This is a genomic window from Streptomyces sp. NPDC001156, from assembly GCF_053598275.1.
The window spans coordinates 34147-57498 of record NZ_JBSFJX010000047.1 but is presented as its reverse complement, the minus strand read 5'-3'; the positions used below and the strand labels follow the sequence as shown (position 1 = coordinate 57498).

The window sequence follows — 23352 nt, the reverse complement described above, 5'->3', positions numbered from 1 at the left end:
GGGCGGGCCCGGCACCGCCGGGGTGCCGGGGCCGCCCGGTGTCCTGGGCCGCTCCCGCGGCTACTCGCTCGGGGCCCAGTAGTCGGACAGCGTGGCCGTGCCCGGCTCCAGTGACTTCCAGGGTCCGTCGTAGGAGAGCACGGCGAAGGCGCCGGCCGGGAAGCCGCGCCGGCTCAGTCGTTCGCCGGCCTCCTCCTCGGCCGCACCGGCGAGGATCTCCGCGAGGCCCTGGACGCCCGGGTTGTGCGCGATCACGATCACGTTCCGCACATCGTCGGGGATCTCGTTGAGCACGGCGATCAGCTCGCCCGGCGAGGCCTCGTAGAGCCGCTCCTCGTAAACGGTTTTCGGCCGGTGCGGGAACTCCTGGACGGCGAGCTTCCAGGTCTCGCGGGTGCGCGTCGAGGTGGAGCACAGGGCCAGGTCGAAGGGGACGCCGGTGTCGGCCAGCTTGCGTCCGGCGACAGCCGCGTCCGTGCGGCCCCGGTCGGCCAGCGGCCGCTCATGGTCGGGAACCTGCGGCCAGTCGGCCTTCGCATGCCGGAAGAGGACAATCCTGCGGGGTTCAGCGGAGCTCATGAGTCCCAGCTTCGCATGAAACACGCCAGGGAGCGCAGGGAGTTGGCGGCACCGGCCACGAGTCTGCGCGCGAGTGGCTCAACCGGTCGCCCGACCGCCCCACCTGCGAGGACGGGGCCGCCACCGATGACCGGGCGCCGCCGGGGCCCTGCGCGGACCGGGTCACGAGACGCCGTGTGTCAGCGTCTGCCGGATGTGCTCCACAAGATGACTGAGGGCGGGATCGCCGCCGGCGTGGGCGTCCGCGGGGTTGAGGATCAGCGCCAGCAGCACGACGAACGCCAGCGTGGGCAGGACGAGGGCCCACCAGGGCAACCGGATGTCGACGCCGCCCGTGGTCGCCGGGTGGGGCCGGGTGTGCGTATGGGCCGACATGCCTGCCTCCGCTGGTCCTCGAGGTGGTCCGCGGGCCGCCCCTCGCGGCCACACTTCGAAGGTAGGGAATGGCGGGCATCCAACCCATCCGGTGATCCACCCACTTGACCCTGACCCTGGCCCCCTAGGGGATGGTGGGGCCAGCCCCACCATCGACGCCGGGCGCCGATCTCACGGCCGCACCGGGCACGCGGCTGCTCGGCCGCACGGCAGGAGACAGCCGTCACGTGAGCGGGAGAAGGGAGAGTCAGGACCTCAGGGTGACCGGCGGTCCGTCACGGGGAGGCGATCGTCGCGATGATGGCGATGATCACGAAGATGGCGAAGAACGCGCCGAAGACGAGCAGCATCTTCTTCTGGCCGTTCTGCGGGTTCGGGTCGAGCACGGGCATGCCGCAAGTTTCGCACCCCTGCTTCGTCCGGCTTCGGGCGGGGTCCGCGACACCCCGGCGCGGCGTGCTACCCGCGGGCCGCCTCGTCCTCCACGGTCCGGTCGCGGCCCGCGAGGACGCCCATCACCGTCTGCGGCACCATCAGCGCGGCCATGAGCGCGAGCGGCGCGCCCCAGCCGCCGCTGTCCTGGTACAGCACGCCGACCAGCAGCGGTCCCGGGATCGACAGCAGATACCCGGTGCTCTGCGCGAACGCCGACAGCTTGACCACACCCGCGCCCGTCCGCGCCCGCATCCCCACCATGGTGAGTGCCAGTGGGAAGGCACAGTTGGCGATGCCGAGCAGCAGCGCCCAGGCCCACGCGCCGGCCGCGGGGGCCCAGTACAGACCCGCGTAGCCGCCGAGACCGCAGATACCGAGCGCGACCGCGATCGGGCCCTGGTGCGGCAGCCGGGTCGCCAGCCGGGGAATGACGAAGGCGAGCGGAACGCCCATGACCATCGTGACGGCCAGGAGCAGGCCGGCGGTACCGGCGGACACCCCCGCGTCACGGAAGATCTGCGCCATCCAGCCCATCGTGATGTAGGCGGCCGTGGCCTGGAGCCCGAAGAAGACGGCCAGCGCCCATGCGGTACGGCTCCTGGTGATCCGCAGCCTGTCGGGCTCTTCCGGGCTGGAGGCGGCGCGGGCGCCGTCCGCGGAACCGGCACCACGCGCGCGTGCGAAGGGGATCCACGGCAGGACGGCCGCCGCCGCCAGCGCCGCCCAGACGGCGAGTCCCGACTGCCAGTTCCCGCCGAGCGCGTCGGTCAGGGGCACCGTGACCGCCGCGGCCGCGGACGTGCCGAGGGCGAGCGCCATCGAGTACAGGCCCGTCATGGAGCCCACCCGGTGAGGGAACCAGCGCTTGACGATCACCGGCATCAGGACGTTGCTGACGGCGATGCCCATCAGGGCGAGCGCGCTCGCGGCCAGGAATCCGGCGGTGTTGCCCACGTAGGGGCGAATGACCAGACCGGCGGTAATGGCCACCATTCCGGCGCAGACCACGGCGCCCGGACCGAAACGGCGGGCGAGCCGCGGCGCCATGACTCCGAAGGCGGCGAAGCAGAGCGGCGGTACCGAGGTGAGTACCCCGGCGACGCTGCCGCTCATGCCGAGCCCGTCGCGGACCTCTGGCAAGAGGGCGCCCAGGCTGGTGATGGCCGGACGCAGGTTGAGGGCCGCGAGGACGATGCCGACGACGAGTACCCGCGTCGTCCACGCGCGGGTGGCGGACGTCTCGGTCCCGGTCGTGGTCTCCGTCACCGCCTTCGTCGCCGTTCCCGTTGTCGTCGTCGTTTCTGTGCGCACCCCGTCAAAACTGCCGATCGGTAGGGACTCGGTCCCGGTCTCCTCGCCTGTCATGCGGCCCATCATAGATTCATGGGATGATTGGCTGTCCACTCTCGCTGGGTTAAGCTCCGGATCATCCGGCCCTGACCCCAGGCCCGTACGAAGGACCCCCATGCCGCTGAGCCATCCGCGCCGATCCGCGCTGTCCGAACAGGTCATCGCCGAGCTGCGGAACCAGATCGCCTCGGGCGAGTGGCCGGTGGGCTCCCGGATCCCCACCGAACCCGAACTGGTCGAGCAGCTCGGGGTCGCCCGCAACACGGTCCGCGAGGCCGTCCGCGCGCTCGCGCACAACGGTCTGCTGGACATCCGCCAGGGGTCCGGCACCTATGTCGCGGCGACCAGCGAACTGGCCGGGGTGATGCACCGCCGGTTCGCCGGCGCCGATCCGGACCACGTCGCCGAACTGCGCTCGACCCTCGAGTCGGGCGCCGCCCGGCTGGCCGCCGAGCGGCGTACCGAGCGTGACATCAAGCAGCTCGACGGGCTTCTCCTGCGCCGCGAGGAGGCCTGGCGGTCCGGTGACGCGGAGGCGTTCGTGACCGTCGACGCCACCTTCCACATGGCGGTGGTGGCCGCTTCCCACAACGACGTGATGACGGCGATGTACGCGGACCTGGGCGAGGTCCTGCGGGACTGGCTGCGCGACGACGTCGGCGAGGAGCTGACACCGGAGTCGTACATGGACCACACGGGTCTGGTGGACGCCATCCGTGCGGGTGACGCGGCCGCGGCGGCCACGGCGGCGGCCGGTTATCCGGTGGTGTGCCGTCCGGGGCGCGGGAAGCCCGCCGGTCGCTGACCGCGGCTCACCTGGCGTGGTCCACCCACGCCGAGCGCACGTTCTGCCAGCACCGGCCGCTCAGCCGTACGGTCATCGCGGGCCCCGCGTCCACGGGCGCGGTGTCGGTGTCGATGTCCCACCACTGGTCGCATTCGATGTGCAGACTCACGTGGTCGGTGTCGGGATAGGCGTTGTGGCAGTCGGCGACGACCTCCGAGCCGGTGACGCGGACACGGCAGTCGGATCCGAAGGGCTGCGGATCCGGGGTCTTTCCGGCCTTTGCGCGCGCGTGCGCAGCGGCGTGCTTCCCGGGCGTCTGCGGCATGGCGTCGTACGGCAGGACCGTCAGCAGGGCGAGGGCGAGGAACGCCGGACCGAAGCGGCGGGACAAGCGCACAAGGGGAACCTCCTGGGCCGTTCGGCTGCGTGGCGGTGCGTACTCCCAGCCTGCGTGCTGCGCGGCCCGCGGGTCCCCGTCAGTTGCTCCGAACGGGCGACGCCCCGCCCCCGCGTTCGCGGGAGACGGGGCGTCGGCGCCGTGGGCCGAGAGGGATCACAACGGGTCCTGAGCACCCGCGCAGTCGCCTCAGCGGCGATCGCGGACCGTCAGGCGCCGATGGCGTGCAGACCGCCGTCCACGTGGACGATCTCGCCGGTGGTCTTCGGGAACCAGTCGCTGAGCAGGGCGACGACTCCGCGGCCGGCCGGCTCGGGGTCCGTGAGGTCCCACTCCAGCGGGGCACGGTTGTCCCAGACCGAGGCCAGCTCGGAGAAGCCCGGGATGGACTTGGCGGCCATGGATCCGATGGGGCCGGCGGAGATGAGGTTGCAACGGATGTTCTGCTTGCCCAGGTCGCGCGCCATGTAGCGGCTGGTGGCCTCCAGGGCGGCCTTGGCGGGGCCCATCCAGTCGTACTGCGGCCAGGCGTACTGCGCGTCGAAGGTGAGGCCGACGACCGAGCCGCCGTTCTGCATGAGCGGCAGGCAGGCCATGGTCAGCGACTTCAGGGAGAACGCCGAGACGTGCATGGCGGTGGCCACCGACTCGAAGGGCGTGTTGAGGAAGTTGCCGCCGAGCGCGTCCTGGGGCGCGAAGCCGATGGAGTGGACGACACCGTCGAGGCCGCCGAGCTCCTCGCCGACGATGTCGGCCAAGCGCCCGAGGTGCTCGGCGTTGGTGACGTCGAGCTCGATGACCTTGGTGGGCTTGGGGAGCTTCTTGGCGATGCGCTCGGTCAGCGTGGGCCGCGGGAAGGCGGTCAGGATGATCTCCGCACCCTGCTCCTGAGCCAGCTTCGCGGTGTGGAACGCGATGGAGGACTCCATCAGCACACCGGTGATCAGGACACGCTTGCCCTCGAGAATTCCGCTCATGGTGATCAGTGACCCATTCCCAGTCCGCCGTCAACGGGAATGACGGCTCCAGTGATGTACGAGGCGTCGTCGGAGGCGAGGAACCGCACCGTTGCGGCGATCTCCTCCGGCTTCGCGTACCGGCCGAGCGGTACCTGCGACGTGATGTTCTCGCGCTGCTCGTCGGTGAGCACCCGGGTCATGTCCGTGTCGACGAAACCGGGGGCGACGACATTGAAGGTGATGTTGCGCGAGCCCAGCTCACGGGCGAGTGAACGGGCGAATCCGACCAGAGCCGCCTTGGAGGCGGCGTAGTTCGCCTGCCCGGCCTGGCCGAGCAGCCCCACGACCGACGAGATCAGCACCACGCGACCCTTCCTGGCCCGCAGCATGCCGCGGTTGGCGCGCTTGACGACGCGGAAGGTGCCGGTGAGGTTGGTGTCGATGACCGAGGTGAAGTCCTCCTCGGACATGCGCATCAGAAGCTGGTCCTTCGTGACGCCGGCGTTGGCGACGAGGACCTCGACCGGGCCGTGGGTGGCCTCGATCTCCTTGTAAGCCTGCTCCACCTGCTCGGTGTCGGTGATGTCGCACTTGACGGCGAGGAAGCCGGCCGGCGGTTCACCCGAGCGGTATGTGATCGCGACCTTGTCGCCGGCGTCGGCGAACGCGCGGGCGATGGCGAGGCCGATGCCCCGGTTGCCTCCAGTGACGAGAACCGAGCGGCTCAACGGATCACCCTTTCGATAGCGGTCTGTAAACCCCTGCAAGCAGGTGCCTTCGCCGAAAACCTATCGGTCCGGCCCGCCGCGCGGACAATCGGGCACCGACAGTGGCTAACGGGACTCACTGTCGGATCCCTACAGAATTGACGGCCACGATCCACCCGGGGAGGGCCACCGGGGGCAAAGGCCGGCGTGGAACGCAAACGTGTGGTCCGGGCGCCCGCCCGCGCGACATGATCGGACCCGACAGGCCACGACAGCAGGGAGACCTCCGTGCCTCATTCCATCGACGAAGCCTTCACGGCACTGCCGCTGCGGGCCCTGGCCGACGCCGCCCTGGCACGAGCGCGGTCGCTCGGGGCCGAGCACGCGGACTTCCGGTTCGAACGGGTGCGCAGTGCCGCGTGGCGGCTGCGGGACGGCAAGCCCTCGGGGTCCTCGGACACGACCGACCTGGGGTACGCGGTACGGGTCGTGCACGGCGGGACCTGGGGGTTCGCCTCGGGTGTGGATCTGACACCGGACGCCGCCGCCAAGGTCGCGTCCCAGGCGGTGGCGATGGCGAAGCTGTCGGCGCAGGTGATCAAGGCCGCGGGTTCCGACGAGCGGGTCGAGTTGGCCGACGAGCCGGTGCACGCCGAGAAGACTTGGGTCTCGTCGTACGAGATCGACCCCTTCACCGTGCCCGACGAGGAGAAGACGGGGCTGCTCGCCGAGTGGAGCGCGCGGCTGCTGGCGGCCGAGGGGATCAACCACGTCGACGCCTCGCTGCTGACCGTCCACGAGAACAAGTTCTACGCCGACACCGTGGGAACCGTGACGACTCAGCAGCGCGTGCGGCTGCACCCGCAACTCACCGCGGTCTCCGTGGACGAGTCGACGGGCGAGTTCGACTCCATGCGCACCCTCGCGCCGCCGGTCGGCCGCGGCTGGGAGTACCTGACGGGAACCGGCTGGGACTGGGACGCGGAGCTGGCCGGCATGCCGGAGCTGCTCGCCGAGAAGATGCGCGCGCCGAGCGTCGAGTCGGGCAGGTACGACCTCGTGGTCGACCCGTCCAACCTGTGGCTGACCATTCACGAGTCCATCGGGCACGCCACCGAGCTGGACCGGGCCCTCGGGTACGAGGCCGCCTACGCGGGCACCTCCTTCGCCACCTTCGACCAGCTGGGCAAGCTCAAGTACGGCTCCGGGCTGATGAACGTCACCGGTGACCGCACCGCCGAGCACGGCCTCGCGACGATCGGGTACGACGACGAGGGCGTCGCGGGCCTGTCCTGGGACCTGGTCAAGGACGGGACGCTGGTCGGGTACCAGCTGGACCGGCGCATCGCCAGGCTGACCGGGTTCGAGCGGTCCAACGGGTGCGCCTACGCCGACTCGCCCTCGCACGTGCCGGTGCAGCGCATGGCCAACGTGTCGCTCCAGCCGGATCCCGCGGGGCTGTCCACCGAGGACCTGATCGGCGGTGTGGACCGCGGGATCTACGTCGTGGGCGACCGTTCCTGGTCCATCGACATGCAGCGGTACAACTTCCAGTTCACCGGTCAGCGCTTCTTCAAGATCGAGAACGGGCGGATCACCGGCCAGCTGCGGGATGTCGCCTACCAGGCGACCACCACCGACTTCTGGGGCTCGATGGCGGCCGTCGGCGGTCCGCAGACCTACGTCCTCGGCGGTGCCTTCAACTGCGGCAAGGCCCAGCCGGGCCAGGTCGCGGCGGTCTCGCACGGCTGCCCTTCGGCCCTCTTCATGGGCGTCAACATTCTGAACACCACGCAGGAGGCCGGCCGATGACCGCCCGTACGAACAAGCCGCACGAGATCGTCGAGCGTGCCCTCGACCTGTCCCGCGCGGACGGGTGTGTGGTCATCGCGGACGAGCACTCCACCGCCAATCTGCGGTGGGCAGGCAACGCACTGACCACGAACGGTGTCACGCGCGGGCGCACCCTCACCGTCGTCGCGACCGTCGACGGCAAGGAGGGCACGGCGTCCGGGGTCGTCTCCCGTTCCGCCGTCACCACGGACGAGCTGGAGTCGCTCGTACGGTCGGCCGAGGCCGCCGCCCGCGGCGCGGGGCCGGCCGAGGACGCGCAGCCGCTGGTCACGGGGGTGCCCCAGACGCCGGACTTCACCGACGCGCCCGCCGAGACCTCGTCGGCGATCTTCGCGGACTTCGCTCCGGCGCTCGGCGAGTCCTTCGCACGCGCGCGTGCGGGCGGCCGCGAGCTGTACGGGTTCGCCAACCACGAGGTCGTCTCGACCTATGTGGGTACGTCGACGGGGCTGCGGCTGCGGCACGATCAGCCGAGCGGCACGCTGGAGCTCAACGCCAAGTCGCCGGACCGGGCGCGCTCGGCCTGGGCGGGACATTCGACCCGGGACTTCAAGGACGTCGACCCGGCGGCGCTGGACGCGGAGCTCGCCCGGCGTCTGGCGTGGGCGGAGCGCCGGATCGAACTGCCGGCCGGCCGGTACGAGACGCTGCTGCCGCCGACCGCGGTGGCGGATCTGCTGATCTACCAGATGTGGTCGGCCGCGGCCCGGGACGCGGCCGAGGGCCGTACGGTGTTCAGCAGGCCCGGCGGCGGCACCCGCGTCGGCGAGAAGCTCTCCGAGCTGCCGCTCACCCTGCGCAGCGATCCGCACGAGCCCGGTCTCGAGACGTCGCCCTTCGTCATCGCGCATGCCTCGGGCGACGACGCGTCCGTGTTCGACAACGGCCTGCCGCTGAACGCCACCGAATGGATCAGCGCAGGCGAGCTCAGGCATCTGACGACGACCCGGCACAGCGCGGGACTGACCGGTCTTCCGCTCGCGCCGTCGATCGGGAACCTGATCCTGGACGGTGGCGCCGACCGGTCCCTCGAGGAGATGGTCGCCGGCACCGAGCGCGGGCTGCTGCTGACCTGCCTGTGGTACATCCGGGAGGTCGACCCGGCGACCCTGCTGCTCACCGGCCTCACCCGGGACGGCGTCTACCTGGTCGAGAACGGCGAGGTCACCGGCGAGGTCAACAACTTCCGCTTCAACGAGTCACCGGTGGATCTGCTGGGCCGGGCGGCGGAGGCCGGGCGCACGGAAAAGACGCTGCCGAGGGAATGGAGCGACTGGTTCACTAGGGCTGCGATGCCCGCCCTGAGGGTGCCGGACTTCAATATGAGCTCCGTCAGTCAGGGCGTATAACCTCGTAGCCGGTGGTCGTTCGACTGCCCCAGGATCATCCAAGGAGATACGAGAACCGTGACGGACATCGTCGACGAGCTGAAGTGGCGCGAGCTCATCGCCCTCTCCACGGACGAGGACGCACTGCGCAAGGCGTTCGCGGACGGTCCTGTCACGTTCTATTGCGGCTTCGACCCGACCGCGCCCAGCCTGCACCTCGGCAACCTCGTGCAGATCCTGACGATGCGCCGGATCCAGCAGGCGGGCAACCGCCCGCTGGGCCTGGTCGGGGGTGCCACGGGGCTGATCGGCGACCCGAAGCCGACCGCGGAGCGCACGCTGAACGACCCCGAGGTGGTGGCCGGCTGGGTGGCGCGGCTGCGCGGCCAGATCGAGAAGTTCCTGGACTTCGAGGGCCCGCACGCCGCGACGATGGTCAACAACCTGGACTGGACCGAGGGCCTGTCGGCCATCGACTTCCTGCGGGACATCGGCAAGCACTTCCGGGTCAACAAGATGATCTCCAAGGAGGCCGTTTCCCGGCGGCTGCACTCGGACGCGGGTATCAGCTACACCGAGTTCAGCTACCAGATCCTGCAGGGCATGGACTTCCTGGAGCTCTACCGGAGGTACGGCTGCACGCTGCAGACCGGGGGCAGCGACCAGTGGGGCAATCTCACGGCGGGCGCGGACCTGATCCACAAGGTGGAGCCGCACGTCGCGGTGCACGCACTGGCGACGCCGCTGATCACCAAGGCGGACGGCACCAAGTTCGGCAAGACGGAGTCCGGCACGGTCTGGCTCGACCCGGAACTGACCACGCCGTACGCCTTCTACCAGTTCTGGCTGAACGCCGACGACCGGGACGTCTCGAAGTTCCTGCGCATCTTCAGCTTCAGGTCCCGCGAGGAGATCGAGGAGCTGGAGAGGCAGACCGAGGAACGACCGCAGGCCCGCGCCGCCCAGCGTGCGCTGGCCGAGGAGCTGACGACGCTGGTGCACGGCGCCGACCAGACGACCGCCGTGGTCGCCGCGTCGAAGGCCCTCTTCGGCCAGGGCGAGCTGGCCGAGCTGGACGACAGGACGCTGACCGCGGCCCTCGCCGAGGTGCCGCACATCCAGGTCGCCGAGCCGGGCCCGGTCGTGGACCTCTTCGCGGAGGTCGGTCTGGTGGCCAGCAAGTCCGCCGCGCGGCGCACGGTCAAGGAGGGCGGCGCGTACGTCAACAACGTCAAGGTGACCGCCGAGGACGCGGTCCCGGCGACGGACGACCTGCTGCACGGCCGCTGGCTGGTGCTGCGTCGCGGCAAGAAGAACCTGGCCGCGGTCGAGATCACCGGCGCCTGACCCACGCCCGTACGCCTCGAGAAGGGGGCGGTCGCTCCGGCGGCCGTCCCCTTTATCCGTGCCGTCATGCCCGCTCTCTGCGCCTGCCCTTCATCGACGTGTACACCATCTCGCCCAGGAAGACGAGGACGACCGCGGCGGCGAGCTGCAGACCATGGCGGCCCCAGTCGATACCCCGGGTCTCCGCGATACCGATGGAACGAGCGATCGCGTTGCCGATGATGCCGCCGATCAGGCCCATCAGAGTGGTCAGCCAGAGCGGGCTGTGCTGTTTGCCCGGCAGGATGAGCTTGGCCAGCAGGCCCAGCACGAATCCGACGATGATCGCCCACAACCAGCCCATGGCTGCCTCCTCGTGCGGTGCGTGAGCAGTACGCCCAGTTTCGGGCTGTCCGCCATACGGCGCATGTCGGGTACGCCCGTACGCGGTAGACCGCAGCACCTTCGCGCAGACAGACCCTGCCCCGGTCTCGAAGGCGGCGGATGCGCGGCGTAACGTTATGGGTGTTCGGGCCCGGCTTCTGACAGGGCGCGGGCGCGGTACGGGCTGGGGAGTGTCCGAGGCAGGCGGGTGGTGGAATGTGATGCGGAAGCTGAACAGCGGCGGTCACGCCGAGGTGTTCCGGATCACGGGTGCCCGGCAGGGTCTCGCGGCGGACGTACGCGGCCGGCAGCGCCGCTATGTCATCTCGATGGGCATCCGCACGGTCTCGGTGATCCTCGCGGCCACGCTGTGGAACGTCTCCCGGCCGGTCGCCGTGGTCGCGCTCGTCCTGGGGGCCGTCCTCCCCTATGTCGCGGTCGTCATCGCCAACGCGGGGCGGGAGAACGCTCCGTCACTCCCGTCGACGTTCGTCAGTGCCCCGATGCGCCCCATGATCGCTTCGCAGCAGGAGCAGGGCGCCTCACGCCCGGGCGAAGCCACCCATGACAAGGGCGCCGCGGAATCCATCCCGGAAGACCTCCAGACCGAATCCGCGGCGGGCGTCCGGAGCGAAACACGCGAAAGAACCTGATCACGGGCCCTCGCCAGGCGCTGAATCGCACCCCGCGCCAAGCTCAGGAAAAGCTCAGATCAATCATGTTGTTCCGGTGCCGGGCAATGGGTTACCCGTGACATACTGCGTACGCGCTCCGCATCCCCCGTCGGAGCGACAGACCGACGCCGGGCAGCTCCCCCCGTGGCTGCTCGGCGTCGCCTTTGATGAGCACGTTAGGGTCGTGGATGTGATGGCCCCTGACCCTGAATCGCCCATGTGTTCCGCCAAGGGCTGCCGTGCGGACGCCCTGTGGGTGCTCGCCTGGAACAACCCGAAACTGCACACGCCCGAGCGGCGCAAGACGTGGCTGGCGTGCGAGGAGCACCGCGAGTATCTGTCGAAGTTCCTGAGCGTGCGGGGGTTCTTGAAGGACGTGGTGAAGCTGGAGGACTGGGAGTCCCCCGGCACCGGCGCACCGACGGACTGAGTCAACCGCCGATCGCCGACATCGGCCGCTCGGGCTGCAGGAACGACGGGTCGTCGAGCCCGGAACCGGCCTTCTTCCCCCACATCGCGAGCCGCCAGATCCGGGCGATCTCCTCGTCAGGGGCACCGGAGCGCAGCGCCCCGCGCAGATCGGTCTCCTCGGTGGCGAACAGGCACGTCCGTATCTGGCCGTCGGCGGTCAGCCGCGTACGGTCGCAGGCCGCGCAGAAGGGCCGGGTCACCGAGGCGATCACGCCGACGCGGTGCGGGCCGCCGTCCACGATCCAGCGCTCGGCCGGGGCGGAGCCACGTTCCCCGGCGCTCTCGGGGGTCAGCTCGAAGCGGGTGCGCAGCGAGGCCAGGATGTCCCCCGCGGTGACCATGCCCTCGCGCTTCCACCCGTGCTGGGCGTCCAGGGGCATCTGCTCGATGAAGCGAAGCTCGTAGTCGTGCTCGACGGCCCAGGCCAGCAGGTCGGGGGCCTCGTCGTCATTGAGGCCCGGCATCAGCACGGAATTGACCTTGACGGGCGCCAGCCCCTCCGCGCGGGCGGCCATGAGTCCCTCGATGACGTCCTTGTGGCGGTCCCGGCGGGTCAGCGCCTTGAAGACATCCGGCCGCAGGGTGTCCAGCGACACGTTCACCCGGTCGAGGCCCGCCGCCTTCAGAGCCGCCGCCGTCCGCTTGAGACCGATGCCGTTGGTGGTGAGGGACATCTGCGGGCGGGGACTCAGCGCGGCGGCCCGCTCGACGATGCCGACCAGCCCCGGGCGGAGCAGCGGCTCGCCGCCCGTGAAGCGGACCTCCTCGATCCCGAGGGAGGTGACCGCGATGTCGATCAGGCGGACGATCTCGTCATCGGTCAGCAGATCGGGCTTGGCCAGCCACTGCAGGCCCTCCTCGGGCATGCAGTACGTGCATCGCAGATTGCACCGGTCGGTCAGCGAGACCCTCAGGTCGGTGGCCACCCGGCCATAGGTGTCGATGAGCACGTGGGCCCCCTCCCTCGTCGCGGATCACACATTTCCCGTTCACTGCGAGCCTACGTGACCGCACCGACACAGACTTCCGAACGAACCCACCAGGCACACGGCGGCCGCGTCGTAGGGATCTACGACGCGGCAGCCGGCGTGGGTCCGTCAGTGCGCCCCGGTGCCGGTCAGCGACCGGACCTCCAGCTCCGCGTACTTTCCGGCGTCCGGTTCCTCCTTCGACAGGAGCGTGCCGAGCCAGCCCAGCAGGAAGCCGACCGGGATGGAGATGATCCCCGGGTTCTCCAGCGGGAACCAGTGGAAGTCGACGTCCGGGAACATCGACGTCTCCTTGCCGGAGACCACCGGCGAGAACAGCACCAGGCCGACGGCCGTGACCAGGCCGCCGTAGATCGACCACAGTGCGCCGCTGGTGGTGAACCGCTTCCAGAACAGGCTGTAGAGGATCGTCGGCAGGTTGGCGGAGGCGGCGACCGCGAAGGCGAGGGCGACCAGGCCCGCCACGTTCAGGTCACGGGCGAGGGCGCCCAGGGCGATGGACACGGCGCCGATGCCGACCGTCGCCCAGCGAGCCGCCCTCACCTCCTGCTGCTCGCTCGCCTGGCCCCGCTTGATGACGTTCGCGTAGATGTCGTGCGCGAACGACGAGGAGGAGGCCAAGGTCAGGCCGGCGACCACCGCGAGGATCGTGGCGAAGGCGACGGCCGAGATGGAGGCCAGCAGGATCGCGCCCCAGTTGGAGTCGACGCCTCCCAGATGCAGGGCGAGCAGGGGCGCTGCCGTGTTGCCCGCCTTGTTGGAGGCGATGATCTCGTCCGGCTTGATCAGCGCGGCGGCGCCGAAGCCGAGCGCGAGGGTCATCAGGTAGAAGGCGCCGATGAGGCCGATGGCCCAGTTCACGGACTTCCGGGCGGCCTTGGCGGTCGGCACCGTGTAGAAGCGGATCAGGATGTGCGGCAGGCCTGCGGTGCCGAGGACCAGGGCGATGCCCAGGGAGATGAAGTCCAGCTTGGTCGTGCTGCTGGCGCCGTACTTCAGGCCGGGCTCCAGGAAGGCCGAGCCCTTGCCACTGTTCGCCGCGGCCTTGCCGAGCAGGTCCGAGAGGTTGAAGTTGAACTTGAGGAGCACCAGGAAGGTCAGCAGCAGGGCGCCCACGATCAGCAGGACCGCCTTGACCATCTGCACCCAGGTGGTGCCCTTCATGCCGCCGATGGTCACGTACACGATCATCAGGACGCCGACGAGGGCGACGATGCCGATCTTGCCGCCGTCGCTGGTGATGCCGAGCAGCAGAGAGACCAGGACGCCCGCGCCCGCCATCTGCGCGAGCAGGTAGAAGATTGACACGACGATCGTGGAGGTTCCGGCCGCCGTGCGCACCGGGCGCTGGCGCATGCGGTACGCCAGCACGTCGCCCATGGTGAAGCGGCCGGAGTTGCGCAGTGGCTCGGCGACCAGGAGAAGGGCCACCAGCCAGGCGACCAGGAAGCCGATGGAGTACAGGAAGCCGTCGTAGCCGGCGAGGGCGATCGCGCCCGCGATGCCGAGGAAGGACGCCGCGGACATGTAGTCGCCGGAGACGGCGAGGCCGTTCTGGAAGGCGGTGAACTGGCGGCCGCCCGCGTAGAAGTCGACGGCGTTCCTGGTCTGGCGGCCCGCCCAGACGGTGATGACGAGGGTCGCGAGGACGAACACCGCGAACAGGGTGATGATCAGCGACCGGTGCTCGCTCGCCTCACCGGCGGCCAGGACGAGTTGGGGGTTCATGCGTCGCCCTCCATCCGGGACTTGATGGCTTCGGCCTTGGGGTCGAGCTGCGCGGCCGCGTGCCGGGAGTACCACCACGCGATGAGGAACGTGGTGAGGAACTGGGCGAGGCCGAGCACCAGGGCGACGTTGACGTTGCCGAAGAGCTTGGTGCCCATGAAGTCGCCCGCGTAGTTCGACAGCAGGACGTAGACCAGGTACCAGGTGATGAACGCCACGGTCAGCGGGAAGGCGAACGACCGGTGGGAGCGGCGCAGTTCACCGAATTCGGCGCTCTCCTGGACCGCTGTGAACTCCTCGGTGGACGGCAGGCTGCGTGCTGCCCTCGAGGGGGGAGGTGCGTCGGTAGCCACGGAGTCTCCTCGCGTTGCGGGTGCGGTGACGGCGGTGGTCGGTCGGCGGCGAGTGTCGGTCGCCGATGGTCCGACAGGGGGCCTCGATGGTCCTCGTGCTCCCTGCACAAGGTCACGGCGCGGCGCGTGCACCGGTTCAACTCGCTTTAATTCTTTTTTACGTCGTCGTCCGAAGTCATTGCTGATCAGTCGGAGCGGCAGATAGCTTCGCCCTGCACCACCCGTCATGCACCTGCCGGACACCACCCGTGTTCCGGCTCGTTCAGTTTCCGGATGATGTGGAGATCCCATGGCTCATCTGCGTTCCAGACGCCGGCTCGCTCTCGCTGTGCCGGTCGTGCTGTCGCTCACCGCCTCCCTGGGCTTCCTGCCGGGTGCCGCGTCGGCGGCCCCGCGTAGCGCCACCACCGCTCAGAGCGCCGAGGGAACGGAACTCGCCTACGTCGTCAACACCCGGACGGACCGTCACACCATCTCCTCCGTGCAACACGCGATAGCCGCGGCCGGCGGCTCGATCGTGGTGACGTACGACAAGATCGGTGTGATCGTCGTCCACTCCGCGAACCCGGACTTCGCCAAGGTCCTGCGTACCGTTCGCGGCGTGCAGTCCGCAGGCGCGACCAGGACGGCGCCGCTGACGGCGGCGGGCACGACGGACGAGGGCGCCGCGCAGTACCTGACGAAGGCGCAGGCGGCGAAGCTCGGGACCGCCTCGGCCGCCGCCGGTGAGAGCGAGCCCCTCGAGGCCGACCAGTGGGACCTGCGCGCGATAGGCGCCGACAAGGCGGCGAAGATCAACCCCGGCAGCCGCAAGGTCACGGTCGCCGTCATCGACACGGGCGTCGACGACACCCACCCGGACCTCGCCCCGAACTTCTCCGCCTCGCAGTCCGCGAACTGCGTCGGCGGCAAGGCGGACACCTCGTACGGCGCCTGGCGCCCGGCGAACCCCGACCACTACCACGGCACGCACGTCGCCGGTGAGATCGCGGCCGCCCGCAACGGCATCGGCGTCGCCGGTGTCGCCCCGAACGTCAAGGTCGCCGGCATCAAGGTGGCCGACCCGGTCACCGAGCTCTTCTACCCCGAGAGCGTCGTCTGCGCGTTCGTGTTCGCCGCCGACCACGGCGTCGAGGTCACGAACAACAGCTACTACGTGGACCCGTGGCTCTACAACTGCATGGACGACCCCGACCAGCGGGCCATCGTCGACGCGGTCAACCGGGCCCAGCTGTACGCCCAGCGCAAGGGCACCCTCAATGTGGCCTCGGCGGGCAACTCCAACGACGACCTCGACTCGCACGCCCTCGTCGACGCGTCCAGCCCCGACGACTCGACCGCGGTGACCCGCACGGTCGACCCGCACGAGTGCTTCGACGTGCCGACCCAGCTCCCGGGCGTCGTCACGGTCAGCGCGACGGGGGTCACGAACGCCAAGTCGTACTACTCCAGTTACGGCGACGGCGTGATCGACGTCGCGGCCCCGGGCGGCGACAAGTTCAAGATCCCGGACACGCCGTCGAAGAACGGCCGCATCCTCTCCACGATGCCGAACAACCAGTACGGCTTCCTGCAGGGCACCTCGATGGCGTCACCGCATGTCGCGGGCGTGGCCGCCCTGCTGAAGTCCGCCCACCCGTGGGCGACCCCGGCCCAGCTCCAGGCGCTGCTCAAGGCGCAGGCGGACAACCCGGGCTGCCCGACCGACCCCTACGACGGCGACGGCAACGGCGTCGTGGACGCGACCTGCGTCGGCGGCAAACGCGTGAACGGGTTCTACGGCTTCGGGATCGTCAACGCCCTGCGTGCCGTCAAGTAGCCCTCCACCAACACCGAACCCCCGCACGGCTTGCGACAACCGGTACAGCGAACGAACTGGAGACTCCATGACAGCGCTGCGCAAGCGCTCCCGCCGCCTCGTCGCTCTTCCCCTCGGGATGGCGATGGCGACCGCCCTGGCCTTCCTGCCCAACGTCACCGCGTCCGCCGCGGAGACGGCCCCGAAGGCGTCGACGGCGGACGCCACCTCGCTCAGCTACGTCGTCAACGTCCGGCCCGGACACGGCACCTCGGCGCGTGTGAAGCGGGCCATCGCCGACGCGGGCGGCACGGTCGTGGTCGCCTACGACGAGATCGGCGTGATCGTCGTCCACTCGTCGAACCCCGACTTCGCCAAGACCCTGCGTACGGTTCCCGGGGTGCAGTCGGCGGGCGCCACCCGCAACGCGCCCCTGCCCGCCCAGTCGACGACCGACGTGGGCACGCCCAAGGCGCTCACCGCCGAGGAGGTCGCGAGCGCGCAGGCGACCGACGGGCAGGACCCGCTGGAGCCCTTGCAGTGGGACCTGCCGGCCATCAAGGCGGACAAGGCGCACGAGAAGACGCTCGGCAGCCGCAATGTCACGGTGGCCGTCATCGACACCGGCGTGGACGACACGCACCCCGACATCGCACCGAACTTCGACCGCGACGCGTCCGTCAACTGCGTCACGGGCAAGCCGGACACCACCGACGGGGCCTGGCGGCCGACCGCCGCGGAGAGCCCGCACGGCACGCACGTCGCGGGCGAGATCGCGGGCGCCAAGAACGGCGTCGGCATCACCGGTGTCGCGCCGGGGGTCAAGGTCGCCGGCATCAAGGTGGCGACGACGGCGGGCTACTTCTACACCGAGGCCGTCGTCTGCGGATTCGTCTGGGCGGCCGAGCACCACGTCGACGTCACCAACAACAGCTATTACACCGACCCCTGGTACTTCAACTGCGCCGACGACCCGGACCAGAAGGCGCTCGTCGACGCCATCACCCGGGCCTCGCGGTACGCGGAGCACAAGGGCACGGTCAACGTCGCGGCCGCGGGCAACGAGAGCTACGACCTCGACGCGGACTCCATCACCGACCCGGTCTCCCCCAACGACGGCACGCCGAGCGACCGGGTGATCGACCCGCACAAGTGCTTCGACGTCCCGACCCAGCTGCCCGGTGTGGTGACGGTCGCCGCGACAGGCGCGAAGGGCATCAAGTCGTCCTTCTCCAACTACGGCCTCGGTGTCATAGACGTGGCCGCTCCCGGCGGGGACTCCACCGCCTACCAGACCCCCGCCCCGCCGGCCACCAGCGGTCTGATCCTCGGCCCGCTGCCCGGCGGCAAGTGGGGCTACATGGCGGGCACGTCCATGGCGACCCCACATGTCGTCGGGGTGGCCGCCCTCATCAAGTCGACGCATCCGCACGCGTCCGCCGAGCTGGTGAAGGCCATGCTGTACGCCGAGGCCGACGCGACGCCGTGCACGGACCCGTACGACATCAACAAGGACGGCAAGATCGACGCGGTGTGCAAGGGCTCGAAGAACCACAACGGGTTCTACGGGTGGGGCACCGTGAACGCGCTGAACGCCGTCACGAAGTAGCCGTGCCGGCATAGGACCGCACACGTCGGGAGGGCCCGCCAGGGCCCTCCCGACGTGTTGATCCAATACACCCTGCATAGTGCCCTCATGACGGATTTCGACGTGGCGTGGGCGGCACTGGGCGGGGATCCTGCTCTGGCAGGGAGGATCTCGACCGTCGTACGGGAGGGGGCGCTGCCCTCGCGGCTGCCCGTACGGGAGATGGCGCGGGCCTGCGTCGGGGTGTGCTCGCTGGCCGCCGCCGAGTGGGGCGCGCGGCGGGCCGGACTGTCGGCGGTGCCCGGCGTCCAGGTCGACGACGGGGCCGTGGCCACGGCTTTCCACAGCGAGCGGCATCTGCGGCTGGACGGCCGGGAGCCCGTCAACTTCGCCCCGCTGTCCCGTTTCTGGCGCACCGCGGACGGATGGGTGCGCACGCATGCGAACTATCCCCATCACCGGGAGCGGCTGCTGGTGACGCTCGGACTGGCGGCGGACGCGTCCGTGGAGACGGTGGCCGCGGCATTCTCCGAGCGGTCGGCCGTCGAGGTGGAGGCGAGCGTGTACGCGGCCGGCGGACTGGCGATCGCACTGCGCACGCCTCAGGAGTGGGCGGCGCACGAACAGGGGCACGCGGTCGCCGCGCACCCGCTGGTGGGCCGTGAGCGGCTCGACGAGGCGCCCCTACGACCGCTCGTGCCGCTCTCCGGTGAGCCGCTGCTGCCGGCCGCGGGCCTCCGGGTGCTGGACCTCACCCGGGTCATCGCCGGACCGGTGGCCACCCGCACACTGGCGCTGCTCGGCGCGGACGTGCTGCGCATCGACAGCCCGCAGCTGCACGAACTCCCGGACCAGCACGCCGACATGGACATCGGCAAGCGGTCCGCCGTGCTCGACCTGGCGGCGCCCGCCGACCGTCGGAGCTTTCAGGAACTGCTCGCGCAGGCGGACGTGGTCGTCACCGGCTACCGGCCCGGCGCGCTCGAGCGGTTCGGGCTAGCCCCCGGGCACCTGGCCGAGCGGCGCCCGGGCCTGGTGGTGGCGCAGTTGTCGGCGTGGGGCGCGTACGGGCCGTGGGGCGGGCGACGCGGCTTCGACAGCCTGGTGCAGGTCGCCACCGGGATCGCGGTGACCGAGGGGTCCGCCGAACGTCCTGGCACGCTGCCCGCACAGGCCCTCGACCACGGTACGGGGTATCTGCTGGCCGCAGCGGTCCTGAGGTCCCTCACCGACCAGTCGGAGGAGGGCGGCAGCCGCGCCGTGCGGCTCGCGCTCGCACGGACGGCGGCCTGGCTGACGGACGAGACCACCGGGGACGCGGGGCACGCCGGGCACGGCGGAACGGTGTACGAGGACCCCGGCCCCTGGCTTGCGGAGACCGGCAGCGTACTGGGCAGACTCCGATACGCCCGCCCACCGGTCCGCTTCACGGACGGCCCCACGGACTGGACCCGCCCACCGGGCCGGTGGGGCCAGGATCCCGCACGGTGGAGTGCCTCTACCGCCTGAGTCGGGTGAGTCAGGAGGCCGTCCCCACGTCCTGTTTGCCCGCCGCGCTACCACGGGTGGGCGGGCCGCCACGACGCGTGCCCTACCCGGCGGGGCGCCCCGCCGCACAGCCGCTACTGGCCGCGGACGGGCTGCCCCACGTCCCAAGCCACCGCGGTGCAAGCCCTACGCGCCGGGGCGCGCTGCGCTGGTGCCGTGGCCGCGGGCGGGCTGCCGCTGGACTACTCCAGCGCGCGCCCTACGCGCCCGGGCGCCCCGCCGTGCGAAATGCGGCAGCCGCACGACCTGCCCGCCGCACCGCCGCCACTGGCCGCAGTTCGGCCTGCCCCAGGCCCCGGGCCACCGCGGCACGGGCCCTACGCGCCCGGGCGCCGCGCCGGTGCGGCGGCCGTCCTGCTTCTCGCCGCGCTGGTGCCGTGCGCGCTCGCCCCGGCCGCACCGGTGCGGATGCAGCCCGCTGCCGACCCGGGAGCCCTGGTTCCGCCGCGCCGGGCCGGAGCCGCTACGGATCGTCGGTGCCGGCCGGGCGCGGGGCCTGATCAGGCGCCGGTGACGAGTACCTTGAGGGCGGTGCGCTCGTCCATCGCCTTGTAACCCTCCGGGACGCCCTCCAGGCCGACCGTCCGGTCGAAGACCGGCGAGGGGTCGATGGTGCCGTCGAGGACGTCGGGCAGCAGCTCGGGGATGTACGCGCGGACGGGGGCCACGCCGCCGCGCAGGGCTATGTTCCGGTCGAACATGACGCTCAGGTCCACGCCGGTGCCGCTGCCGTGCGGGACGCCCACGAAGCCGATGGCACCGCCGTCACGGGTGATGTTCACCGCGGTCCGCATGGACTGCTCGGTGCCGACGGCCTCGACGACGGCGTGCGCCCCCTGGCCGCGGGTGAGCTCGCGGACGGCCTCCACGGCCGCTTCCCCGCGCTCGGCGACGACGTCCGTGGCTCCGAAGCGGCGCGCGATGTCGGTCCGGACCTCGTGGCGGCCGAGCGCGACGATCCGCTCGGCGCCGAGGCGCTTGGCGGCCAGCACGGCGCACAGTCCGACGGCCCCGTCGCCGACCACGGCGACCGTGGTGCCCGGACGGACTCCCGCCCCGAGGGCGGCGTGGTGCCCGGTGCCCAGGACGTCGGAGAGCGTCAGCAGCGCGGACAGCAGACGGTCGTCGGAGGCGGCCTCCTTGGGCAGCCGGACGAGGGTGGCGTCGGCGAAGGGCACACGCACCGCCTCGCCCTGTCCGCCGTCGGAGCCGACCGAGCCCCAGAAGCCACCGTGCTCGCAGGAGGTGGTGAGGCCCTCACGGCAGTAGTCGCAGGCGCCGTCGGACCACATGAAGGGCGCCACGACCAGGTCGCCACGCTGGATGCCGGTCACCTCGGAGCCGGTCTCCTCGACCGTGCCGAGGAACTCGTGACCGATGCGCTGCCCGGGCTTCCGGGACGCCTCACCGCGGTACGCCCACAGGTCGCTGCCGCAGATGCAGGCCCGCAGCACCCGGACGACCGCATCGGTGGGCCGCTGCACCACGGCGTCGGGCACGTCCTCCACGCGCATGTCGTAGGGGGCGTGGATGGTGGTGGCGCGCATGTCGAGGGTCCTTCTCGTGCGATCGGTACTGTGCGGGTGCGCTCAGGGGGTGGTCGAGCGCACTTCACCGTACGTCGCCGTCGGCGCCCCTCGTCGTCGAGGGTGCCCACGGCGGTCTCACCCGGCGGGCTCACCCGGCGGGCTCCCCCGCGACCGGCACTGCCGTGCCGGCGGGCGCCGCCGCCGGCTGCCAGCCCGGACCGCGGAAGACCCGCCCGGCTCGCTCGCGCCAGCTGCTCGCCGCCCTGATGTCCTGGGCGATGGCCACGTACTCGTGCGTGGCGACCTTCAGCGGGTTGTACGTGTCGATGTTCTTGGTCAGTCCGTAGACGGGCCGGTCGGTCTCCGGGACGAAGGAGTGGAACAGCCGGTCCCAGACGATGAGGATGCCGCCGAAGTTGCGGTCCAGGTAACCGCCTTGGGACGCGTGGTGGACCCGGTGGTGCGAGGGCGTGTTGAAGACGAACTCGTACCAGCGGGGCATCCTGTCGATGCGCTCGGTGTGGATCCAGAACTGGTAGACCAGGTTCACGGAGGAGCAGAACGCCAGCGCGGCCGGGTGGACGCCGACGGCGACCAGGGGCACGTAGAAGGGCCACACGGTGAGCGACGTCCAGGGCTGGCGCAGCGCGGTGGAGAGGTTGAACTTCCGGCTGGAGTGGTGGACGACATGGCACGCCCACAGGATCCGGATCACATGGTGCCCGCGGTGGGACCAGTAGTAGAAGAAGTCCTGCGCGAGCAGCATGAGCAGGACGGTCCACCACAGGACGGGGATGCGCAGGGGAGTCAGCGCGTAGACGGCGCTGTAGATCAGGACGATCGGGATCTTCCACAGCAGGTCGAAGAAGAGGCTGCCGAACCCCATGCCGATGCTGGTCGCGGCGTCCTTGGCGTCGTATCCCGCGGCGTCCTCGTCGGGATGGAACCGGTAGCTCACCATCTCGACCACGGTGAGCAGCACGAAGGCGGGTATCGACAACAGCACGGCATCGGGCAGATTCGGCATGGATGCACGGTAGAGCCGCCGGTCGGCCGGGGCCAGAGGTCGTTACCGACAAGTATGGCCGGGCGTGTGCGGTCGCCCGCCGGTGAACCGGCCTACGAGCGGGCAGGACCGGACGACGGGCGGAGCGCTTCCCGGAGGAACGTCTCCGGTCCCCCGCTTCGTGGCCTCACGCCCCGACCGCCCCCAGCAACGTCCCGGCGACATAGGTGACCCCCATCGCCAGCGCCCCGCCCGCCATGTTCCGCGCCACGGCCTGCACCGGCCTCGCCGCTCCCAGCCGGGCGCTGGTCCAGCCGGTGACGAACAAGGCAGCCAGGACCGACACCACTGTCACCGGCACCCTCAAGGTCGCGGGCGGCAGGACGATCGCCAGCAGCGGCAGCAGCGCTCCCACCGTGAACGCCAGGAAGCTCGCCCACGCCGCGTGCCAGGGGTTGGTGAGCTCGTCGGGGTCGATGCCGAGCTCCACGCGGGCGTGGGCGCGCAGCGCGTCCCGTGCCGTCAGCTGGGCGGCCGCCTCGCGGGCGACCTCCCGGGACAGACCCCGGTCCTCCAGCAACTCGGTCAGCTCCTCGAGTTCGGCTTCCGGCTGTTCCCGCAGTTCCCGCCGCTCCAGTGCCAACGCGGCCTTCTCGGAGTCCCGCTGGGCCGACACCGACACGTACTCGCCCGCCGCCATGGACATCGACCCGGCCAGCAGCCCCGCCAGCCCTGCCGTCAGGAGGGTGGAGCGTGCGGTCGTCGCACCCGCCACGCCCACGACGAGGCCCGCCGTCGAGACGATCCCGTCGTTCGCACCGAGGACGGCGGCCCGCAGCCAGTTCAGCCGGGAGCCCAGCGCGCCTGCGTGGGCTTCGTCGTGCGTGGGTTCCATCACATCGGGAGGATGGCACCCCGAACGCCCCCGCCGCAGCACCGACTCGGCCCGCCGGTGCCCCGGCGGCACCGAGATCGTCGCGTCCGCCCGAGGTGCCGGTAGCGCGGCCCTCGCCGTCCGCTCCTCGTCGCGACGGTCCGCGAGCGCGGTCTGACGGGACGAATATTCCTGCCTGCTCAACAGGTGCGTGGGACGACGGGCGGCTGTTCGTCACATCCGTACGGGCGTTGGTCCGGTACCCGGGCACCCCGTGCCCCACGCGAGGGGCGCCTGCGGTTTCCGACACCCT

General features: G+C 70.8%; 23 protein-coding genes. 9 read left to right on the top strand and 14 right to left on the bottom strand.

The genetic code is table 11. The annotated features are described in order from the left end of the window. Positions 1-60 precede the first annotated feature (60 nt). The 4 genes from ACWDA7_RS22700 to ACWDA7_RS22685 all read right to left on the bottom strand — a co-directional run bounded on the left by ACWDA7_RS22700 (position 61) and on the right by ACWDA7_RS22685 (position 2763). Complete coding sequence (locus ACWDA7_RS22700) at positions 61-579, bottom strand: SixA phosphatase family protein (RefSeq protein ID WP_450606049.1); 519 nt, start codon at positions 577-579, stop codon at positions 61-63. A 162-nt stretch (positions 580-741) separates the two neighbouring features. Then, on the bottom strand, positions 742-954 hold the full coding sequence (locus ACWDA7_RS22695) for a hypothetical protein (RefSeq protein ID WP_450606048.1): 213 nt from the start codon (positions 952-954) through the stop codon (positions 742-744). Positions 955-1229: 275 nt separating this feature from the next. Beyond that, complete coding sequence (locus tag ACWDA7_RS22690; protein WP_311698178.1) at positions 1230-1346, bottom strand: SGM_5486 family transporter-associated protein; 117 nt, start codon at positions 1344-1346, stop codon at positions 1230-1232. Positions 1347-1413: 67 nt separating this feature from the next. Further along, entirely contained in the window at positions 1414-2763 is a 1350-nt protein-coding gene (locus tag ACWDA7_RS22685; protein WP_450606050.1) for a CynX/NimT family MFS transporter, read from the bottom strand. Positions 2764-2854: 91 nt separating this feature from the next. Between ACWDA7_RS22685 and ACWDA7_RS22680 the strand changes: the two genes are divergently transcribed. Continuing rightward, a complete protein-coding gene (locus tag ACWDA7_RS22680; protein WP_450606047.1) occupies positions 2855-3544 on the top strand; it encodes a FadR/GntR family transcriptional regulator in 690 nt (229 codons plus the stop codon). A 7-nt stretch (positions 3545-3551) separates the two neighbouring features. On the opposite strand, the gene ACWDA7_RS22675 is transcribed toward ACWDA7_RS22680, so the two are convergent. The 3 genes from ACWDA7_RS22675 to fabG form a co-directional block, all read right to left on the bottom strand. Continuing rightward, positions 3552-3923 carry a hypothetical protein gene (locus ACWDA7_RS22675; protein WP_432926182.1) on the bottom strand — a complete coding sequence of 124 codons (372 nt, stop codon included), beginning with the start codon at positions 3921-3923 and terminating at the stop codon, positions 3552-3554. Between the two features lie 209 nt (positions 3924-4132). After that, the gene (fabI, locus tag ACWDA7_RS22670; protein ID WP_359398892.1) at positions 4133-4900 is read right to left on the bottom strand and encodes an enoyl-ACP reductase FabI; all 768 of its coding nucleotides are present in this window, start codon (positions 4898-4900) and stop codon (positions 4133-4135) included. Between the two features lie 5 nt (positions 4901-4905). Further along, complete coding sequence (gene fabG / locus ACWDA7_RS22665) at positions 4906-5610, bottom strand: 3-oxoacyl-[acyl-carrier-protein] reductase (RefSeq protein WP_359398890.1); 705 nt, start codon at positions 5608-5610, stop codon at positions 4906-4908. A gap of 267 nt (positions 5611-5877) precedes the next feature. Here fabG and ACWDA7_RS22660 point away from each other — a divergent pair, with 267 nt between their 5' ends. Genes ACWDA7_RS22660 through tyrS form a run of 3 tightly spaced genes read left to right on the top strand, consistent with a single transcriptional unit; the run spans position 5878 to position 10118 of the window. Continuing rightward, positions 5878-7401: a TldD/PmbA family protein gene (locus ACWDA7_RS22660; protein ID WP_450606046.1), complete on the top strand. Its 1524-nt coding sequence runs from the start codon at positions 5878-5880 to the stop codon at positions 7399-7401. Then, positions 7398-8792 carry a metallopeptidase TldD-related protein gene (locus ACWDA7_RS22655; RefSeq protein ID WP_450606045.1) on the top strand — a complete coding sequence of 465 codons (1395 nt, stop codon included), beginning with the start codon at positions 7398-7400 and terminating at the stop codon, positions 8790-8792. Before ACWDA7_RS22660 ends, ACWDA7_RS22655 begins: the two co-directional genes overlap by 4 nt. A 57-nt stretch (positions 8793-8849) precedes the next feature. Then, positions 8850-10118 carry a tyrosine--tRNA ligase gene (gene tyrS / locus ACWDA7_RS22650; protein ID WP_450606044.1) on the top strand — a complete coding sequence of 423 codons (1269 nt, stop codon included), beginning with the start codon at positions 8850-8852 and terminating at the stop codon, positions 10116-10118. 64 nt (positions 10119-10182) lie between these two features. On the opposite strand, the gene ACWDA7_RS22645 is transcribed toward tyrS, so the two are convergent. Next, complete coding sequence (locus tag ACWDA7_RS22645; RefSeq protein ID WP_450606043.1) at positions 10183-10461, bottom strand: GlsB/YeaQ/YmgE family stress response membrane protein; 279 nt, start codon at positions 10459-10461, stop codon at positions 10183-10185. Positions 10462-10702: 241 nt separating this feature from the next. On the opposite strand from ACWDA7_RS22645, the gene ACWDA7_RS22640 reads away from it, so the two are divergent. Both ACWDA7_RS22640 and ACWDA7_RS22635 read left to right on the top strand, forming a co-directional pair. Beyond that, positions 10703-11134, top strand: coding sequence for a DUF3099 domain-containing protein (locus ACWDA7_RS22640; RefSeq protein ID WP_450606042.1), 432 nt, complete (start codon positions 10703-10705; stop codon positions 11132-11134). Between the two features lie 238 nt (positions 11135-11372). Beyond that, the gene (locus ACWDA7_RS22635; protein ID WP_450606041.1) at positions 11373-11585 is read left to right on the top strand and encodes a hypothetical protein; all 213 of its coding nucleotides are present in this window, start codon (positions 11373-11375) and stop codon (positions 11583-11585) included. Between the two features lies 1 nt (position 11586). Here the strand turns inward: ACWDA7_RS22635 and moaA are convergent, their stop codons facing one another. The 3 genes from moaA to ACWDA7_RS22620 form a co-directional block, all read right to left on the bottom strand. Further along, positions 11587-12576, bottom strand: coding sequence for a GTP 3',8-cyclase MoaA (gene moaA, locus ACWDA7_RS22630; protein WP_450606040.1), 990 nt, complete (start codon positions 12574-12576; stop codon positions 11587-11589). A gap of 147 nt (positions 12577-12723) precedes the next feature. Continuing rightward, complete coding sequence (locus tag ACWDA7_RS22625) at positions 12724-14343, bottom strand: solute symporter family protein (protein WP_450606039.1); 1620 nt, start codon at positions 14341-14343, stop codon at positions 12724-12726. After that, entirely contained in the window at positions 14340-14696 is a 357-nt protein-coding gene (locus ACWDA7_RS22620; RefSeq protein ID WP_450606038.1) for a DUF485 domain-containing protein, read from the bottom strand. Before ACWDA7_RS22620 ends, ACWDA7_RS22625 begins: the two co-directional genes overlap by 4 nt. A 289-nt stretch (positions 14697-14985) precedes the next feature. Here ACWDA7_RS22620 and ACWDA7_RS22615 point away from each other — a divergent pair, with 289 nt between their 5' ends. From ACWDA7_RS22615 to ACWDA7_RS22605, 3 genes are all read left to right on the top strand, one after another. Further along, the gene (locus tag ACWDA7_RS22615; RefSeq protein WP_450606037.1) at positions 14986-16515 is read left to right on the top strand and encodes a S8 family serine peptidase; all 1530 of its coding nucleotides are present in this window, start codon (positions 14986-14988) and stop codon (positions 16513-16515) included. 67 nt (positions 16516-16582) lie between these two features. Then, on the top strand, positions 16583-18103 hold the full coding sequence (locus tag ACWDA7_RS22610; RefSeq protein ID WP_450606036.1) for a S8 family peptidase: 1521 nt from the start codon (positions 16583-16585) through the stop codon (positions 18101-18103). 87 nt (positions 18104-18190) lie between these two features. Further along, entirely contained in the window at positions 18191-19591 is a 1401-nt protein-coding gene (locus ACWDA7_RS22605; RefSeq protein WP_450606035.1) for a CoA transferase, read from the top strand. Between the two features lie 539 nt (positions 19592-20130). On the opposite strand, the gene ACWDA7_RS22600 is transcribed toward ACWDA7_RS22605, so the two are convergent. The 3 genes from ACWDA7_RS22600 to ACWDA7_RS22590 form a co-directional block, all read right to left on the bottom strand. Beyond that, positions 20131-21177, bottom strand: a complete 1047-nt coding sequence (locus ACWDA7_RS22600) for a zinc-dependent alcohol dehydrogenase family protein (RefSeq protein ID WP_450606034.1) — start codon at positions 21175-21177, stop codon at positions 20131-20133. A gap of 130 nt (positions 21178-21307) precedes the next feature. Continuing rightward, positions 21308-22186, bottom strand: a complete 879-nt coding sequence (locus ACWDA7_RS22595; protein ID WP_450606033.1) for a sterol desaturase family protein — start codon at positions 22184-22186, stop codon at positions 21308-21310. A gap of 166 nt (positions 22187-22352) precedes the next feature. Beyond that, positions 22353-23063, bottom strand: coding sequence for a VIT1/CCC1 transporter family protein (locus ACWDA7_RS22590; protein ID WP_450606032.1), 711 nt, complete (start codon positions 23061-23063; stop codon positions 22353-22355). Positions 23064-23352 lie beyond the last annotated feature (289 nt).